At 72.9% G+C, this 17446-nt stretch carries 15 protein-coding genes and 1 pseudogene; 4 read left to right on the top strand and 12 right to left on the bottom strand.

The features are described 5' to 3' along the window. Nucleotides 1–3: 3 nt before the first annotated feature. The 6 genes from KUM03_RS25785 to KUM03_RS25810 all read right to left on the bottom strand — a co-directional run bounded on the left by KUM03_RS25785 (nt 4) and on the right by KUM03_RS25810 (nt 9235). Complete coding sequence (locus KUM03_RS25785; RefSeq protein WP_217251707.1) at nt 4–2778, bottom strand: serine/threonine-protein kinase; 2775 nt, start codon at nt 2776–2778, stop codon at nt 4–6. A gap of 22 nt (nt 2779–2800) precedes the next feature. Then, nucleotides 2801–4138, bottom strand: a complete 1338-nt coding sequence (locus KUM03_RS25790) for a hypothetical protein (protein ID WP_217251710.1) — start codon at nt 4136–4138, stop codon at nt 2801–2803. A 58-nt stretch (nt 4139–4196) separates the two neighbouring features. After that, nucleotides 4197–5243 (bottom strand): glutamate ABC transporter substrate-binding protein, encoded by a 1047-nt coding sequence (locus tag KUM03_RS25795; protein WP_217251712.1) that lies wholly within the window; start codon nt 5241–5243, stop codon nt 4197–4199. A gap of 59 nt (nt 5244–5302) precedes the next feature. Further along, nucleotides 5303–6778 carry a hypothetical protein gene (locus KUM03_RS25800; protein ID WP_217251715.1) on the bottom strand — a complete coding sequence of 492 codons (1476 nt, stop codon included), beginning with the start codon at nt 6776–6778 and terminating at the stop codon, nt 5303–5305. A gap of 229 nt (nt 6779–7007) precedes the next feature. Then, nucleotides 7008–7979, bottom strand: a complete 972-nt coding sequence (locus tag KUM03_RS25805) for a BadF/BadG/BcrA/BcrD ATPase family protein (RefSeq protein ID WP_217251717.1) — start codon at nt 7977–7979, stop codon at nt 7008–7010. Further along, complete coding sequence (locus KUM03_RS25810) at nt 7970–9235, bottom strand: 6-phospho-beta-glucosidase (protein WP_217251719.1); 1266 nt, start codon at nt 9233–9235, stop codon at nt 7970–7972. Before KUM03_RS25810 ends, KUM03_RS25805 begins: the two co-directional genes overlap by 10 nt. 152 nt (nt 9236–9387) lie before the next feature. Here KUM03_RS25810 and KUM03_RS25815 point away from each other — a divergent pair, with 152 nt between their 5' ends. After that, nucleotides 9388–10599 carry an RNA-guided endonuclease TnpB family protein gene (locus KUM03_RS25815; RefSeq protein ID WP_217251721.1) on the top strand — a complete coding sequence of 404 codons (1212 nt, stop codon included), beginning with the start codon at nt 9388–9390 and terminating at the stop codon, nt 10597–10599. 34 nt (nt 10600–10633) lie between these two features. Here the strand turns inward: KUM03_RS25815 and KUM03_RS39335 are convergent. The 3 genes and pseudogenes from KUM03_RS39335 to KUM03_RS25825 form a co-directional block, all read right to left on the bottom strand. Next, nucleotides 10634–10781, bottom strand: a pseudogene (locus KUM03_RS39335) (transposase); the annotation flags it as partial. 219 nt (nt 10782–11000) lie between these two features. After that, a complete protein-coding gene (locus KUM03_RS25820; RefSeq protein WP_217251723.1) occupies nt 11001–12215 on the bottom strand; it encodes an ROK family transcriptional regulator in 1215 nt (404 codons plus the stop codon). A gap of 199 nt (nt 12216–12414) precedes the next feature. Next, nucleotides 12415–13509, bottom strand: coding sequence for a mechanosensitive ion channel family protein (locus tag KUM03_RS25825; RefSeq protein ID WP_217251726.1), 1095 nt, complete (start codon nt 13507–13509; stop codon nt 12415–12417). A gap of 309 nt (nt 13510–13818) precedes the next feature. Here KUM03_RS25825 and KUM03_RS25830 point away from each other — a divergent pair, with 309 nt between their 5' ends. Further along, a complete protein-coding gene (locus tag KUM03_RS25830) occupies nt 13819–14355 on the top strand; it encodes an HNH endonuclease (protein WP_217251728.1) in 537 nt (178 codons plus the stop codon). A 47-nt stretch (nt 14356–14402) separates the two neighbouring features. On the opposite strand, the gene KUM03_RS25835 is transcribed toward KUM03_RS25830, so the two are convergent. Then, nucleotides 14403–14981 (bottom strand): Uma2 family endonuclease, encoded by a 579-nt coding sequence (locus KUM03_RS25835; protein ID WP_308406414.1) that lies wholly within the window; start codon nt 14979–14981, stop codon nt 14403–14405. Beyond that, nucleotides 14978–15445 carry an ATP-binding protein gene (locus tag KUM03_RS25840; RefSeq protein WP_217251730.1) on the bottom strand — a complete coding sequence of 156 codons (468 nt, stop codon included), beginning with the start codon at nt 15443–15445 and terminating at the stop codon, nt 14978–14980. Before KUM03_RS25840 ends, KUM03_RS25835 begins: the two co-directional genes overlap by 4 nt. 198 nt (nt 15446–15643) lie before the next feature. Here KUM03_RS25840 and KUM03_RS25845 point away from each other — a divergent pair, with 198 nt between their 5' ends. Both KUM03_RS25845 and KUM03_RS25850 read left to right on the top strand, forming a co-directional pair. Continuing rightward, nucleotides 15644–16528 carry a helix-turn-helix transcriptional regulator gene (locus tag KUM03_RS25845; RefSeq protein ID WP_217251732.1) on the top strand — a complete coding sequence of 295 codons (885 nt, stop codon included), beginning with the start codon at nt 15644–15646 and terminating at the stop codon, nt 16526–16528. 21 nt (nt 16529–16549) lie between these two features. Then, entirely contained in the window at nt 16550–16738 is a 189-nt protein-coding gene (locus KUM03_RS25850; RefSeq protein WP_374225401.1) for a DUF397 domain-containing protein, read from the top strand. Here KUM03_RS25850 and KUM03_RS25855 read toward each other — a convergent pair. Then, on the bottom strand, nt 16719–17375 hold the full coding sequence (locus KUM03_RS25855; protein WP_217251737.1) for a bifunctional 2-polyprenyl-6-hydroxyphenol methylase/3-demethylubiquinol 3-O-methyltransferase UbiG: 657 nt from the start codon (nt 17373–17375) through the stop codon (nt 16719–16721). The genes KUM03_RS25850 and KUM03_RS25855 overlap by 20 nt on opposite strands. Nucleotides 17376–17446: the final 71 nt, after the last annotated feature.

The raw sequence follows: 17446 nt of genomic DNA on the forward strand, positions 1-17446 counted from the left end.
CAACTACACCCACGTCCGGGGGCGGTAACGATTGGCACGTTCCACCAGGTCGATCCTCTCCTCGCCGCCCCGCGCCAGCCGAGCCAGCGTGCGGTACGAACGCTCCAGGCCGAAACGCAGACCGCGTTCGTCCAGGCCGCTGCCGAGCAGCGTCCGTCCCCCGGCGGCGGGAGGGACGGAACCCCGACCTCCGGAGAGTACCCAGTCCAGCGCGCAGCCGAGGACCTCGGCCGACAGCTGCTCGCGCCGAGCCGGGTCCAGACCGTACACGTCCAGCGCCTCGACCTGCCGCGCGGAGGCGGTCAGATCGTCCAGGAACGTTACGTCGCCGGCCGCCGCGGTGCGCTGCCGCAGCCGCGCCCGTACGGCCGCCACCCGCGCGCCGGTGCAATGGATGGAGGACTCCGGTACCGACTCCAGCGTCCGTACGGCCCCGGCCCGGTCGCCGCCGGCCAGCTGCACCCGGGCCAGCGCGAACGCCGCGCTGACGTGGCTCGGGTCGGACGCCCACACCAGCCGGTAGTACTCGGCGGCGTTGTCGAGCTGACCCAGCACCTCCGCGCACAGGCCGAGCGCCAGCTTGGGCGCGATCTCGCCCGGGAAGGCGTCGTAGATCGCGTCGAAGGCCAGCGCGGCACCCTCGTGGTCGCCGGTCACCAGCGCGGCCAGCCCCCGGTACCAGACCACCCGCCAGTCGTCGGGCCGTTCGCCCTCCAGCGTCTGAAGACCCTCCAGGGCGCCGGGCGCGTCGCCGCTCTCCAGGCGGGCCCGGACCTGCCGCAGCCGCGTCTCGGTCGACGGCGCGGGCGCCGCGGCCAGCGCGGTCAGCAGCTCGGCCGGCGCGGACGCCATGAGGCCCGCCAGGAAACCCGCGTTGGGGTCGCCGGCGTCGACCCGCGGCACCGGCAGCGCGAGGGCTGCGGCGGGCGCGTCGGCCGGTTTGACCAGTCCGGCGGTGGTGCCGCCGGGGTCACCGCCCGTGCGCGCCGCGCCACCCGGGCCCGCCGCGCCGCCCGCGCCGCTCGCGCCGACCGTGCTCACGGCACCCGGCAGCGCGGTGCTCGCGCCCGTGCCCGCGGGCGGCACGGCGCCCGCGCCTCCCGGGCCGGCGGCTCCGACGCCCGCACCCGACCCGCCGACCGCTCCCGCGCCCGTCCCGCCGGGCGCCCCGACCGCCGCGCTCGTCCCGCCCGGCAACGCGGGGCCGGCACCCGCACCGTCCGGCAGCCCGGCCGCCGCCGCACCACCGCCGCCGCGCCGCCCCGACCGCACCGGCCGCGCCCCGAGGCGCGACACGTCACCGTCCAGTCGCGGGAACAACTCCGTGTCCGTCACCCTGACTTCCGGCCCGAACAGAGTGGAGACGGCGGGCCGGGCGCGTCCCGTCTGCAGCGAGACCACCTCGCGCAGCACGCCCGTCAACTGCTCCGCCATCTCCTGCGCAGAGGCGAACCGGCGGGCCGGATCGGGGTCGGTGGCCCGCACCAGCAGCCGGTAGAAGGACTCGTACCGCCGGAACACGTCGATGGAGTCCGGATCCGGCAGCGAGTCGGCGTAGACCGTCGTGTAACCCTGGAAGTCGAACGTCAGCACGGCGAGCGTGCGGCCGACCGTGTACAGGTCGGACGCCACCGACGGGCCGACGTCGGCGACCTCCGGCGCCTGGTAGCCCACCGTGCCGTAGATGGCCGACTCCTCGTCGTCCATCCGGCGCACCGCGCCCATGTCGATCAGCTTCAGCTGGTCCTCGGACTGGATGGCGTTGTCGACCTTGAAGTCGCAGTAGAGCAGGTTGCGGCTGTGCAGGTGGCCGAGGGCCTCCAGCGTCTCGATGCCGTACGCGCAGGCCTGCTCCACCGGCAGCGGGTCGCGCCGCCCCTCGGGGGAGCGCCGGCCGTTGGCGATCTCCTTCAGCGACTTGCCGCCGACGTACTCCATGACGATGTACCCGTCCAGCGAACCCGTCCGCTGGTCGAGGTGCTCGACGAAGTTGTAGATCCGCACGATGTTGGCGTGCTCGATCTCCGCGAGGAAGCGCCGCTCGGAGATCGCCGCCGCCATCGCGTCCTGGTCGCCGGTGTCCAGCAGGCCCTTGAGGACCACCCAGCGGTCCGAGACGGCCTTGTCGACGGCGAGGTAGATCCAGCCCAGCCCGCCGTGCGCGAGGCAGCCCACCACCTCGTACTGGCCGTGCACGACGTCCCCGGCCCGCAGCTTGGGCACGAACGAGTACGGATGCCCGCACTTGGTGCAGAAGCCCTCCGTACGTCCCGGCCGCTCACCCCGCGCCCGCCCGACCGGCGCCCCGCAGTCCGAGCGGGAGCAGAACCGCTTGCGCTCCGGCACCTGAGGGTTGTTCAGGACCATCGCGTGCGGGTCGGGGCGCGGGATCGCCGGGACCTCGACCAGCCCGGCACCGAGCCGCCCGCGCGCGGAGGCACCGGCGCCCGACCCCGAGCTGCGCACCGACACCGAGCGCCCCGTGGACCGGCCCGACACCGACCGCGAGAGCCGCCCCGACACCGACCGCCGGGACTTCGACGACTGCGACGACGTACGCGAACCGCGCCCGCTCGACCGTGAACTCCCGCTGCCCGCCGAGCCCCGCGAGCCCCGCCCGCCGCCCCCGGTGACGCCGGTCGGCGACGAGCCGACCATGCCGCCCGCGGCGACGACCGGTGCGAGACCGCACGTGTCGCAGTACAGCTCGCCGCCGCCCACGTCCTCGTAGGTCCCGCCGCAGCCGGGACGCTGACACGTCAGCCCCGCCTCACTCATGACGCTGCCTCCCCCTCGTCGCTCACGCGCCGGGCCCCCGTCCCGTCCGGTCCACCGGCCCGCCCTGCCCGGGCACGCGCGGGACGGAGCCGAGCAGTTCGGCCGCCGCGTGCTGGTAGCGCAGCACGGCCTGCTCGGCGACGCGCAGGTCGCACGGCGCGCTCCACAGCATGCGGCGCGCCTTCTCGTACTTCTCGGCCAGCTCCGGGTCCTCGGCGTACCCCAGCCGGGCCACCTTCGCCTTGTACGCGTCGAGCCGGCCGCGCAGCTCCGCGCGGACCGCGAGCGGCGCGGTGACCGCCGTCAACGACTCACGTGCGCGCAGCAGTTCGTCCTCGGCCTTCTCCTCCAGCGACTCCAGCAGCGGTGACAGGCGGTGCCACTGGGCGTGCCTGCGGTACTCGGCGGCCGCCGCCAGCTGCTCCTGGAGCACCGTCGGCGGTCCGCTGACGACCGGCACCTCCGTCGCCGCGATCTTCGCCAGCACCTCACCGCGCGCGGTGCGCGCCTCGGCGAGCGTGCGGTCCGCGCGCGAGAGCACGTCCCGCAGCCGTACGATCCGCTGCTCCGCGTCCTGGCGCACGGCCAGCACGGCGTCGATCTCGCGCCGCACGTCCTCCAGGGCGCGGGCCTCCCGGTCGTAGACCGTGGTGTCCGGCCGTCCGCCGCCCGGCGCCGAACTGCCCTCGGCCGGCTGCCAGAACGCCAGCGGGTCGGACACGACCTGCTCGCGCAGTCGCGTCAGGGTGCGGGTGATCCGCTCCAGGTCGTCACCGGCCGGATGCTCGCCGCGACGGACGCCCACGGAGTGCGCGAGCTCCCGGGTGCGTCGCAGCTCGGCGGCGAGTAAATCGATCCGCGCGGGCAGCGCCGACCACACCGCGTCGGCGGCGACCACCAGGTCCAGGGAGGCCGCGTACAGCTGGTTCATCCGGTCCACCAGCGTCACCAGCGAGTACCGCTCGCTCAGCCGGCCCGGACCGCCGTCCGGGGTGGGCGCCGCGGCGGTGGCGGCGCCGCCCGCCACCGTGACGGCGTCGCCGCGCAGCAGCTCGGTCAGCTCCGCCAGATCCTCGCGGCTGGACCAGCGGCGCCGGGCACGGATCTCCCGCGCGGTGCGCAGCGCGCCCGCGTACGCGTCGAAGTAGGTCCACAGCAGCGTGATCGACGCCTCCGCGGCGGCCCAGCGCTCGGCGGTCGTCCCGGTCAGCTCGGCGCCCTCGAGGAGTCTGCGGCCCGCGTGGTCCTGGAGGGCGAGGAGCGAGGTCTCGATCGCCTCGTGCTCCGCGCCGAGCCGCGCCAGCGCACGGTCCACCTCGTCCCGGTCCATCACCGGCCCGGTGGGTCCCGTGTCGCCCATCGATCACCTCTCGCTGTCGCGGACTTGTGCGTTCTCTTGTCTGAGGTTCGGCGGTCGTTCAGTCCTCGCGCAGATACTGCGGCGGGGTCGGTGGCTCGTACTTCGCCGGGTCCTCGCCCATGGTCTTCGACAGCCACCGCTCGTACGAGCGCTGCCAGCCCTCGGCCTCGTCCGCGCGCCACTCGACGAGGATCTGGTTGACCCGGCGTACCAGATCGTCGGCGTCCTTCTTCATCGCCACGCCGTAGTACTCGGTGGTGAAGGCGTCACCCTTCAACTCCACCGTGGGGTCCTGGGCGGCCTGGCTCGCGGCGAGCGCGCCGTCGGTGACCACTGCGTCGACCTCGCCGAGCTGGAGGCGCACCAGGCAGTCCAGCTGGTTGGGCACCGTGGTGCGCAGGTCGACGCCCTCGGCCAGCCGGCCGTCCTCCCGGTCCTGCTGGAGGGTGCTCAGCGCCGTCGAACCCGCCGCCGTGCAGATCTCCTTGCCGGCCAGCGTGCCGTCGTAGCCGGTGATCTTCGACGACTTGGGCGCCAGCACCTGCTGGCCGGTGCGGAAGTAGGGGGCGGAGAAGGCGACGTCGGTCAGGCGGTCGCAGTTGATGGTCATCGTGCGGACCACCATGTCGACCCGGCCGTCCTGAATCGCGGGAATGCGCTGGTCGGTGGGGATCGCCTTGAACTGCACGGCGTTCCGGTCGCCGAGGATGTCCTCGGCGATGCGGCGCACCAGGTCGATGTCGAAGCCCTCCAGCTCGGCGGCACCCCCGCTGTTCGGGTCCCGGTAGCCCCAGTGGTAGCTGTTCTGGTCGACGCCGACGATCAGCTTGCGCTTCTCGCCCTCGCGGCTGCGGATCTCGTCGATGGTGGGGCCGTCGTCGCCGGACGGCGGCAGGGTCTGCTTCTCCGGGTCCGTGCACTCCTCGGCGGCACGCGCCTGGCTGCCGTGGGCGACGCCGTGGCCGCCGGTGCCGGCGCCGTCGCCGCCGTCGGCCCGGACCATCGGCAGAAGCAGGGCGAAGAGCACGGCGAGGGCGCAGGCGAAGGCCATCGCCCCTACCCCGCCCCAGCCCTTCAGGCCGGCCCGCAGTCGTCGTGCGCTCATCCTCACGCCTCCTTTCACGGGTTCCCCTTCCCGCCCGTCCGCCGGACCCACGCCCCGTCTCACCGGTACTCCGAGAGCCTGCGCCCGATGCCCAGCAGCGCCCCGGCCACGCCCAGGGCGGCGAGGACACCGGCGCCCTGCGGCAGGTAGCCCATCGCGTCCAGCCCGTCGCCCGCCGCCTGCTCGAATTCCCGTTCCTCGTGCTCGAGCGCGTCGGCGAGCGCGGCGTCGACGCCGTCGAAGCACTCGACGGTGGCGCCCTCGCCGCCGATCACCAGGTCCAGCGCCTGCTGGTAGTTGCCGTTCTCGTCCTGCTCGCGGGCGGCGGCGTGGCGCTCCTTCCACTCCGCCATGTTCCCGCTGGCCGCGGCGACCGGGCGCTCACCGGCGGCGTCGTCGGCGAGCCGCGCGGCCTCGGCCAGCCCCTTGCCGAGCGCGTCCATGTTCTTCCCGAAGTCGAAGTCGTAGGCGTCGACCGTCTCGCCGCCGACCTTCTTCGTCTGGGCGCCGCGCGCCACCAGCGTCAGGTTCTCGTTGCCCCGGGCCTTCAGGGAGGCGATGCGGGCGTCGTGCAGCACGTTCAGCGAGCGTACGCCGTGGTCGTGGGAGTCGCCCAGGTTCGAGCGCGCGACGCTGTGGCCGACGACCAGCCAGAGCAGGACGACGGCGGTGGTGGCCGTGGCGGTGACCAGGCCGGGGTTGAAGACCCGGTTGGTGCGGCGGTAGTTGCGGTGCTGGGCCCAGGCCAGGGCACCGAGCGCCAGCACACCGAGGGCGATCGCCGCCCACGGGTAGGACTTGGCGTCCCCGTAGTCGGCGCTCAGCCGCCGGTTCTCCGTCTCGTACAGGTCCTCCGCCGCCGGGAGCATCTCCTGCTGCATCTTCTCGTTGGCGTAGCGCAGATAGGCGCCGCCGACCGGGAAGCCCTGCCGGTTGTAGGTGCGGGCGCGCTCGATGAGGCCCTTGTACTCGGGCAGCAGACGGTTGAGCTCGGCGATGGTGTCCGCGGAGGGTGAGTCGGCGTCGGAGTTCGCGGCGGCCGTCACCAGGCCCTCGGCGGCCGTGCGGATGCCGTTCTCGTACCGGTCCCGGGACTCCTCGGTCTCCTGACCGCCGGCGAGGAACCCGCTGGAGGCCGCGGTGTTGGCCTCGGCCAGGGAACGGTAGATGTCGGCCGCGTCGGAGGTGAGCGGTTGGCTGCGATACCGCACGTCGTGGGCCGCCGTGGACCGCTCGTGCATCTGCCAGGCGGTGACCGTGCCGAAGGCGACGACCAGCGCGGCGAGCAGCGCGCCGATGATCCGCAGCCGCCCCGGCTCGGTGACGGCGGCCGCCCGCAGCCGGTCCACGCCCTCGGCGAACGCGGTGCGCCGGGGCGGCGCGGGCGAGGGAGGGGAAGGAGAAGCGGGAGTGCCGGGAGCGCCGCCGCCGGGCCGCTGCGCCGGGACCGGCGGGGACTGCGGCGGCACGGCGGACACGGTGGGCGTGCCGGTGCCCGGTGGTGGCGCCGCGCTGCCCTTCGGCGGTCGATTCACTGCTGACCTCCCCCATGGTCATCCGTCGCCGCAAGTATCGCTGCCCGCACCGACTTTCGCACCGGCCTTCACCCGATCTTGATCCGTCCGGGTGCTATCCGGTCCGGGTGCTATCCGGTCCGGGTGCGATCCGGTCCGGGTGCAACGCACCACCCCTGCCCATGAATACGCCACCGGAACCGGTCCGGTTCCCCGGGCCGGTCCCGGCGGCGCCCGCACGCGGTGGACCTCAGCCGCCGAAGTGGTCCCGCGCCCGCGCGTGCGCCTCGGGCGGCGCCCCCGTCCGGTCCAGTCCCAGCAGCACCGCGCCCAGCACGGGCCGGGCCGTCACCACGCGCGGTACGGCCTCGGGGGCGCGGGCCGCCAGCAGCTGCCGTATCCGGTCGTCGAGCCGCGCGTGACGCGCCGCCAGGACGCTGCCGCCCAGCAGCACCGGCGTCGGCTCGGCCAGCAGGTCCAGCCGGGTCAGCGCGACCGTGGCCATGGCGACCACCTCGTCGGCCTGCCGGTCGACGATCGCCCGCGCGATCCGGTCGCCGCCGGCCGCCGTCGCGAACAGCACGGGCGTCAGCTCGTGCCGCCGGACGGGCTCGACGTGGCGCAGGTGCAGGGCCTCGATGAGGGCGTACATCGAGCCGAGCCCGAAGTGGGCCGGCAGCGTCCGCGCCAGCTCCGTGGGCTCCCCGCGCCCGTCCTCCGCCCGCGCCGCGTGCCACAGCGCCTCCTCCGCCAGCCCCCAGCCGCCGCCCCAGTCGCCGGACAGCCGTCCGATGGCCGGGAAGCGGGCGGTGCGCCCGTCCGGGCGCATGCCGACGCAGTTGACGCCCGCCCCGCACACCACGGCGACCCCGCGCGGCTCGTCGACCCCGGCCCGCAGGATCGCGAACGTGTCGTTGCGCACGTCCACGCGCGCACCCCAGCCCCGCGCCCGCAGCGCGGCGGCCAACTGCTCCTCCTCCACCGGCAGGTCGGCGTTGGCCAGACACGCCGAGACATGGTCGACGGCGGTGACGCCGGCCGCCGCGAAGGCCCGCGCCACCGCCTCCGCCAGCGCGTCCACGGCCCGTTCGACGCCCACGGCGGGCGGCCGGAAGGCGCCGCCGCGAGCCGTGGCGAGCACTTCCCCGCCGGCCGCCACCACGGCCACGTCGGTCTTGCTGTTCCCCGCGTCGACGGCGAGGACACTCCCGGTCAGGCCCACGCCAGGTGCTCCCGGTTGTGTGCGATCAGCCGGTCGGTGAGCTGCTCGGCGTACGCGTACTGGCCGACGAGCGGGTGGGCGAGCAGCGCCCGGAAGACCCGGTCCCGGCCGCCGCGCAGGGCCGCGTCCAGGGCCAGGTCCTCGTACGCCGTCACGCTCGCCATCAGCCCCGCGTACAGCGGGTCCACGTCCGCCACCGGCAGCGGGGCGGCGCCCTTGCCGCCCACCGCGGCCGGCACCTCGATCACCGCGTCGTCGGGCAGGAAGGGCAGCGTGCCCCGGTTGTACGTGTTCACCACCTGGTACGGGGAGCCCGCGCCGCCGAGCAGGGCGGCGGCGAGGTCCACGGCCGCCTCGGAGTAGTAGGCGCCGCCGCGCTTGGCGAGCAGCTCGGGCTTCTCGTCCAGGGCCGGATCGCCGTACATCTGGAGCAGCTGCCGCTCCATCGCCGCCACCTCGGCGGCCCGGGACGGCTTGGTGCGCAGCTCGTCCACCACCTCGTCGTGGGCGTAGTAGTAGCGCAGGTAGTAGGAGGGGACGACGCCGAGGCGGTCCAGGAGCGGCCGGGGCAGCCGGAGGTCGGCGGCGACCGCGTCCCCGTGGTCGGCCAGCAGCCGGGGCAGCACGTCCTCGCCCTCGGGGCCGCCGAGGCGGACGCCGGTCTCCCAGGTGAGGTGGTTGAGCCCGACGTGGTCCAGGTGGACGTCGGCGGGCGCCACCCGGAGCAGGGCGGCGAACTTGCGCTGCAGTCCGATCGCCACGTTGCACAGGCCCACCGCCCGGTGTCCGGCCTGGAGCAGGGCGCGGGTCACGATGCCGACCGGGTTGGTGAAGTCGATGATCCAGGCGTCCGGGTTGGCGCGGCGGACCCGTTCGGCGATGTCCAGCACCACCGGCACCGTGCGCAGCGCCTTGGCGAGGCCTCCCGCGCCGGTCGTCTCCTGGCCGACGCAGCCGCACTCCAGGGGCCAGGTCTCGTCCTGCTCGCGGGCCGCCTGTCCGCCCACGCGCAGCTGGAGCAGCACGGCGTCGGCGCCGTCCACGGCCGCGTCCAGGTCGGAGGTGGTGACGACGCGGCCGTCGTGCCCCTGCTTGGCGAAGATGCGGCGGGCGAGGCCGCCGACCAGCTCCAGCCGGTCGGCCGCCGGGTCGACGAGGACCAGTTCCTCGACGGGCAGTGTGTCCCGCAACCGGGCGAAACCGTCGATCAGTTCGGGCGTGTAGGTCGAACCGCCGCCGACCACGGTGAGTTTCATCGGGTACCTCCAAGGAAACCCCGGCCTCCAGGCCGGGGAGGAATCGGGCTTCTGCGGAGCAGGGCAGCGGGCGGAGTTTCGCCGTCGGGGCGAAAGGTCGTGCCCTGACCAGCAGGTTTGATCTTCACCTGTAGCCGGTTTAGTTTGTGAGTATGGCTACGGACCTGGTGAAGCGGGCGTTCAAGTACCGCTTCCACCCGACGGATGCGCAGGCGGCGGAGCTGTCGCGCACGTTCGGCTGTGTCCGGAAGGTCTACAACCTGGCGCTTGCTGCCAGGACCGAGGCGTGGGCGCGTCAGGAGCGGGTCAACTACAACGCCACCTCGGCGATGCTGACGGCGTGGAAGAGGACCGAGGAACTCGCGTTCCTCAATGAGGTGTCCTCGGTCCCGCTCCAGCAGACGCTGCGTCACCTGCAAGGCGCCTTCACGAACTTCTTCGCCAAGCGGGCCAGGTACCCGCGCTTCAAGTCGCGGAAGAAGTCCCGGGCCTCGGCCGAGTACACGACCAGCGGTTTCCGCTTCCGGGACGGCCGACTGACCCTGGCGAAGATGACCGACGCGCTCGACATCGTGTGGTCGAGGCCGCTCCCGAAGGGGGCGAAGCCGTCCACGGTGACCGTGTCCCGTGATGCGGCCGGACGCTGGTTCGTCTCGATGCTCGTCGAGGATCCCGCCGTCCGGCCGCTCCCGGCCACGGACACCGCCGTCGGTATCGACGTGGGCTTGGACCACCTGCTGACCCTGTCCACCGGGGAGAAGGTCAGCAACCCGCGTCATGAGCGCAAGGACCGGGCACGTCTGGCGAAGGCCCAGCGTGAACTGGCGCGCAAGGCCGAGGGGGACGGTGCCAACCGGGCCAAGGCCCGGCGTCGCGTGGCCAGGGTGCACGCCCGGATCGCCGACCGGCGCCGGGACCACCTGCACAAGCTGACCACTCGACTCGTGCGTGAGAACCAAACGCTCGTCATCGAGGACCTGACCGTCCGCAACATGGTCAGGAATCACATGCTCGCCCGCGCCATCAGTGACGCGAGCTGGGCCGAGTTCCGGTCCATGCTGGAATACAAGGCAGCCTGGTACGGGCGGGACGTGGTCGTCGTCGACCGCTTCTTTCCCTCCTCCAGACTCTGCTCGGCCTGCGGCACCCTCCAGCAGAACATGCCGCTGCATGTCCGTACCTGGACCTGCGACTGCGGCACGACCCATGACCGGGACGTGAACGCCGCGAAGAATCTGAAGGCCGCCGGACTGGCGGTGTCGGCCTGTGGAGCCGGTGTAAGACCTCAACGGAGCACTCCGGGCGGGCAGTCGGCAGTGAAGCAGGAAACCCAGCGGGCGACCGCTGGAACTCCCCGCCTTTAGGCAGGGAGGAAGTCAAGAAGTCATCAACCCTTTTTGCGCCGCCGCAGGATGCTGCGTGGTAGGCCGGTGACTTGAGGCTGTTGACCAGCTTGGAGACCGTGACCTTGGGCGGGTAGTCCATAAGGGAAAACGTGATCCCGCGTCGTCTGGAACGACTGCCCGCGCGACCGGAAACAAGCGCACGCGGCGGGGCTGCCGTTCGTGAGGTCGGCGGAGCTGTCCCGGCTTCGCATCACCCAGGCCAAGCGCACCGCATAGACGAACTGTAAGAGGGGCACGGCCCCGATGCCGGGCGGTGGTGAGCAGAGCGAGGGAGCTTTCCTGGATATTCCAGGCATGACGGGGTCTCCCAGGGCATGGGCGGGTGAGGGACGGGCGGTGCTGGGCCGTGTGGTGCGGGGTCAGCGCGAGGTGTCGAAGACCTCGTCGCGGGTGGTCGCCAGCGCGCTCTCCAGCGCGCCGCGCAGTACGGGGTCGGCGGTCACGCCGCCGAGGACGAGGCGGGGCCGGGACGCGGCCAGCTCCTCCAGCTCGTCCTGGAGCAGGGCGCGCAGCGGCTCGCCGCCCGCGGTGAGCGCCGTGCCGCTGAGCACCACCAGCTCGGGGTCGAGGACGGAGACCAGGGAGGCCAGGCCGGTCGCGAGGCGGGTGGCGTAGGTCTGGAGCAGGCGGTGGTGGGGGCCGTCGTCGCGGTGCTCGGCGGCCGAGGCTAGCAGCGCGGCGGCCGACTCGGTGTACGGCCCGGACGGCACCGGCCCGACGCCCAGCTCGCGGGCCAGCTTCGGCAGGGCCTGCGCACCGGCCAGCTCCTGGAAACCGCCGCTGCCCGTACGGCTGACCTTGCGGACCAGCGGAGCGCCGGGCACGGGCAGGAACCCGACCTCGCCGGCGCCGCCGGTCCAGCCGCGGTGCAGCCGGCCACCGAGGACCAGGGCCGCGCCCAGCCCCTCCTGGTTCCACAGCAGGACGAAGTCCCCGTGGCCCCGGGCGGCACCGAGCCGCTGCTCCGCCACGGCCGCGAGATTCACGTCGTTCTCGTACTCGACCGGCATCGGCAGCGCGGCGGCGAGTTCGTCGAGGAGGGCGGGGGAGTGCCAGCCGGGCAGGTGGGAGGCGTAGCGCAGCCGTCCGGTGCCCGGGTCGAAGGCGCCCGGGGTGCCGATGACCAGGCGGTGGACGTCGTCCCGGGCGAGTCCGGCCGCCTTCACCGCGCCGTCGAGGGCGTCGGTGACCTGCTGGACGACGGGGGTGGTGGGGCGGCGGCCCGGGGTGGGCAGCTCGTACCGGCCGACCGTGCGCCCGGTGACGTCGGCGACCGCCGCGAGCAGGCGGTCCGGGGTGACGTCGAGTCCGGCGGCGTACGCGGCGGCCGGGTTCACCTCGTAGAGCTGGGCGCCGGGACCCGGGCGTCCCTCGGTGGTGCCGCCGGCCAGCACCAGTCCCGCCGCCTCCAGGCGGGCCAGCAGCTGGGAGGCGGTCGGTTTGGACAGGCCGGTGAGCTTGCCGATCCGGGTGCGGGACAGCGGCCCGTGCTCCAGCAGGAGGTCGAGCGCGGCCCGGTCGTTCATGGCGCGCAGGACGCGCGGGGTGCCCGGCGTGCCGGCGGTTGCTGCCATGCGTGTCCCCACCTGCCTCTCGGCCGCTCAGCTTTTCAGTGCGGGACGGCGAAGTCCACCGGCCGCGCCTGTCGACGTCGACTGTTAGGAAAGTTTCCTGTTGGTGGAGAAACGTAGGCCCGCCGGACGGGAGCCGTCAAGAGACTGCCCCCGGGGCGACGCGGTCGTCACCCCGGGGGCGGGAAGAGCGCGGGCGGCGCTACTTGGTGGTGCTCGGCGGCGGGATCGGGGAGGCCGCGATGGACTGCGGTGACACGGAGCTGGAGTACGCCGACGGGGCCGCCATGCCCGCGGTCGGATCGGACGCCGCGGCCTCCTGCCCCGGCAGCACCGGACCGCCGACGATCGGGATGCCGGCCGCGTCGAAGGCCCGCTTGATGCGCCAGCGCAGCTCGCGCTCCACGGTGAGGGACTTGCCGGGCATGGTCTTCGCGGAGACCCGCACCACCATGGAGTCCAGCAGAACGGAGTCCAGGCCGAGCACCTCGATCGGGCCCCAGAGCATCTCGTTCCAGGGCTCCTCCTTGCTCATCCGCTCGCCGACGGCGGCGATGGTCTTCTGCACCTTCTCCAGGTCCTCGTCGGAGCGCACGGTCACGTCCACGCCGGCCGTGGCCCAGCCCTGGGAGAGGTTGCCGATCCGCTTGACCTCGCCGTTGCGCAGGTACCAGATCTCGCCGTTGTCGCCGCGCAGCTTGGTCACCCGCAGTCCGACCTCGATGACCTCGCCGGAGGCCACGCCCGCGTCGATGCTGTCGCCGACGCCGTACTGGTCCTCCAGGATCATGAAGACGCCGGAGAGGAAGTCGGTGACCAGGTTGCGGGCGCCGAAGCCGATCGCGACGCCCGCGACACCGGCGGAGGCCAGCAGCGGGGCCAGATTGATCTGGAAGGTGCCCAGCACCATCAGGGCCGCGGTGCCGAGGATGAGGAAGCTGGCCACCGAGCGCAGTACGGACCCGATGGCCTCCGAGCGCTGGCGGCGCCGCTCGGCGTTGACCAGCAGCCCGCTCAGCGCCGTACTGGCACCCGTCCCGGCCCGGCGGTTCATCCGCTCTATCAGCTTGGTGATCGCCCGCCGCACCACCACCCTGAGCACCACCGCGATCACCACGATCAGCAGCACCCGCAGCCCGATCGCGAGCCAGGTCGACCAGTTCTCCTCGACCCACCCGGCGGCGTTCGACGCGCTCTCCTGGGCGTCCTGGAACGAGGGCACCGCCGGTGTCGACGACTCCGACGGCGACGGCGACGGTGACGGACCGGCCAGCAGGACGGCGGCGGACAGGGACACGACGGATACCTCCAGGTGCGGTGCCGCCCGCCCCCGGCGGGGGTCGCTCCAAGGTCACGGAATGGTCACCGGACGGACGGAATCACCACACTAACGGGGCACCACGTGCGGAACGGCGCGAAGTTCACAGGAGAGACCCCGCTCACCCGCGCTTGAACTGGTCACGGTCCTGGGGATGCACTCCGTGTGGTCGAAAACACTCCCAGCCCGTTACCGGGACATGGTGGCGCTTCCACCAGCCATGAGGGGAGACTGACTGCAGATCGTCCCGGCGCGAGCCACGCGCCGCCGACGCCCAAGGAGGCACCCGTGCCGCATGTCCTGGTCCTCAACGCGTCGTACGAGCCACTCGGCGTCGTACCGCTCCGCCGCGCGCTCGTCCTCGTCCTGGAGAACAAGGCCGTGTGCCTCGAGGAGTCCGGCGCCTTTCTGCACAGCGCGACCGTCACCGTGCCCGCACCCAGCGTGGTCCGGCTCAAGCGGTTCGTGCGGGTGCCCTACCGGGGGCCCGTCCCGCTCACCCGCCGGGCGCTCTTCGCCCGGGACGGGGGCCGCTGCATGTACTGCGGCGCCGTCGCCACCAGCGTCGACCACGTCGTCCCGCGCAGCCGCGGGGGCCTGCACGCGTGGGACAACGTGGTGGCCTCCTGCCGCCGCTGCAACCACGTCAAGGCCGACCGCCACCTCGGCGAGATCGGCTGGCGCCTGCGCCACAAGCCCGCCCCGCCCACCGGGCTGGCCTGGCGCATCATCGGCACGGGCCACAGGGACCCGCGCTGGCTGCCGTACTTGCAGCCGTACGGCGCGGAGGACGCCATGGCCCGGATCGACGGCATTTCCGCCTGACGGTCCGGGCCTCCTCGTACGCCGGGCCGCCGGGCCGCCTGGACGGGTCAGCGCACCCAGTTCTTGAGCGGCTCGGTGTCCAGGGTGATCCCGATTGGATCGGGCAGCGTGACCTCCTTGCCGAAGGGCAGCGTCTGCACGGTCTCGTACCGCCCATCGTCCGGGCGGCTGTGCACCTTGACCTCGCAGGTGTCCCGGTCGATCAGCAGGGAGACCGGGATGCCGGTCTCCGCGTAGGCCCGGGGCTTGTCGACGCGGTCGCGCCGGTCGGTGTCGGAGTCGTACGAGGTGACCTCGACGACCATGAGGACGGGGGCGGGGTCGGCCCATTCGCCCTGTCCGGCGAAGGCCTCCGACGGGGCCAGCGAGCCGTCCGGGCGGGCGCGGCCCTCTCGGCGGGCGCCGACGGCCAGGCCCTGCCCGGAGTTCAGCGACAGCTCGGGCCGCTCGCGCACACAGGCGCGGGTGAGCCACTGAAGGGTGCATGCGGCGTTGCCGTCGAGTGGTGCCTTGGCGCTCAGTCGCCCGTGCAGGAACTCCAACCGCACGGCCTCTGCCGTCCTTGCGGCATGGCGGACGAGTTCCTCGAACTGAGTGACGAGCATCTGAGGTCGGACAGCGGTCACGGGGCCTGAGCGTAGGGGAAACCCGGCCTGGCGGGCGGGGTGTCCCACTCGGCGTAGACCGTCTTGCCGACGGTGCGCGGTTCCCAGCCCCACCGCGCGGTCAGCGCTCCGACCAGGAGGAGTCCCCGCCCGAACTGCTCGCCGACGTCCCCGACGTCCCCGATGGGGCGCGGGCGCGGCAACCGCTCCCCGCGCGGATCGCTGACCTCGACCCGCAGCGTGCGGTGATCGAGGGTGAGGTGTACGCGGATGAGCCGCCCCCGGAGGCTGCCGTGCAGCAGGGCGTTGGTCATCAGCTCGGAGACGACGAGGGCGACGTCCCCGGCGAGTGCGGGCCGCCCCCACTCGGTGACGAGCCGTGCGGCTCTGCGTCGGGCGAGGGGGATGCTGCGCTGGGTGGGGGTGTAGTCGAGGAGGTCTTCGTGGGGGAGCGGTACGGGTGGCAACGGCACGGGTTCTGCCATGGCGATGTGTCTCTCCGGGGGTGGGTGGCGGTGTCTCTGCCGTGCCTGCGTGGGGCAGGACGGTGCGCTTCCGCCGGGCGGACCGCAGAGTGAGCGGCTGGGTACTGACGGTAGTGGAGTGGATGTCGTTAGGGCAATTGGTTCAGAGACATTTGTCTCCGAGATCTCACGGGAGGGCGAGTCCGGCACCATGTGGGGGTGACTCGAACCACGCAACTCGGCAACCGGACGTCAACCGTCCTCGGACGCAGGCTCGGTGGCGAACTTCTGCGCCTGCGGGACGCCGCGGGCCGGACGCAGCAGCAGGCCGCCGATGTCATCAGCGCGACCAACTCGAAGATCGTCAAGATGGAGCGCGGCTGGGTGCCGATGCGTGACCCGGACATTCGCGCGCTGTGCGAGTTCTACGGGCTGGCGGACGGGAAGGCTGTGGCCCAGTTGCTGGAACTGGCCAGGCTGGACCGGGAAAGGCGCAAGGCGAAGGGGTGGTGGCAGGACTCCCCTCATCCCGGGGCGCTCACGGAGTTCATCGCGATGGAAGACGCGGCCAGCCGCGTACGCACCTGGCAGCTCTCACTCGTACCGGGTCTGTTTCAGACGCCCGAATACGCACGGTCGTTGGCGGTCAGTGAGGGGGTCGGGCCCTGGGAGGACCCTGCCGAGATCGAGCGGATCGTCGACATCCGGATGCGTCGCCAGGACCGCCTGGCGGGAGAGCGTCCTCTCGAGGTGTACGCCGTCGTCTGGGAGGCGGCGTTGCGGCAGTTGATCGGTGGATCATCGATCATGCGCAGGCAGTTGGAGCGACTCCTGGAGGTCGCCGTCCTGGACAACGTGCGCCTTCAGGTCCTGCCGTTCCACGCGGGAGGGCATCCGTGCATCACGGGCCCGTTCACGATCCTGTCGTTCAATGAGACCGAGGCGGTGGATGTGGTGCAGGCCGACACGATCGCGTCCAGTGTGTGGGTGGAGAACGAAGCGGCGAGCAGCGAGTACAAGGACCTCTTCGATCGCACGGCTCGACGGAGCCTTGCTCAGCGCGACTCCATCCGACTCATCGAGGCTATCCGACAGGAGATTTGACCGGTGTCCGAGTTCGACTTCGTGAAATCCAGCTACAGCAATACGTCCGGCGAATGCGTGGAGGTGGCCCTCAACGTCGTCGGGACCGTTGCCGTGCGGGATTCGAAGAACCCAGCTCCCTGTGGCCCGATACTTCGTCTGGGGCCGCGGGCCTGGGCTTGGTTCGCGGGGGAGTTGGGGTGGTGCTCGTTCAGGGGTGACGCCAGGTGAGGGTGTAGCGCCAGAAGAGGCGGCGGCGCAGGCGGGCGCCGGGCAGGAGCGCGTGGGCCTGTTGGGCGATGTCGGTGAAGGGCATGTCGGCCGGTCGGGTGCGGGCGGACATCGACGTGGGTGGGGCCGTGCTCCCGCCCCTGCTCTTGAGCCAGCCGGTGGCGGCGTTCAGGGGGACGGCCGCCGCGCCGAGCAGATGGTCCGTGGGTGTCCGCGGCCGGTAGAGGCCGACGGCGACCAGGGTGCCGCCGGGAGCCAGGTGCCGGCGGAACGCGGCGAGGGCCTCGGCGAACGGCAGGTGGTGGAGGGTGGCGACGCAGGTGATGACGTCGTGGGGTCCGGCGGGGAGCCCCGTCGGGGCGTCCGCGACGGTGAAGGACACGGCTGTCGCCGCTGGGGTCAGCAGGCGCGCCCGCGAGGTGATCGCCGGGTCGGAGTCGATGCCCCGGACCTCGTCGGCGCGTGCGGCGAGGAGCCGGGCCAGGTCACCGCTGCCCGAACCGACGTCCAGTGCGCTGCCGAACCGGCCGGGGAGCTGTCGCAGTATCCACCGGTGGTAGTGGGCGTTGTGGTCCCAGGGGTGGGCGGCGTTGAAGCGGTCGAGCGCCTGGAGGAGCCGGTGCGGCGGCGGTGTCATGCGGCGGTTCCTTCCCGGCTGCGCCTCGGCGGATCCGAATCCCGCGACAGCTCACGACCGTCCCGCCCCCA

The organism is Streptomyces sp. AC602_WCS936 (assembly GCF_019049125.1).
Taxonomy (GTDB): domain Bacteria; phylum Actinomycetota; class Actinomycetes; order Streptomycetales; family Streptomycetaceae; genus Streptomyces.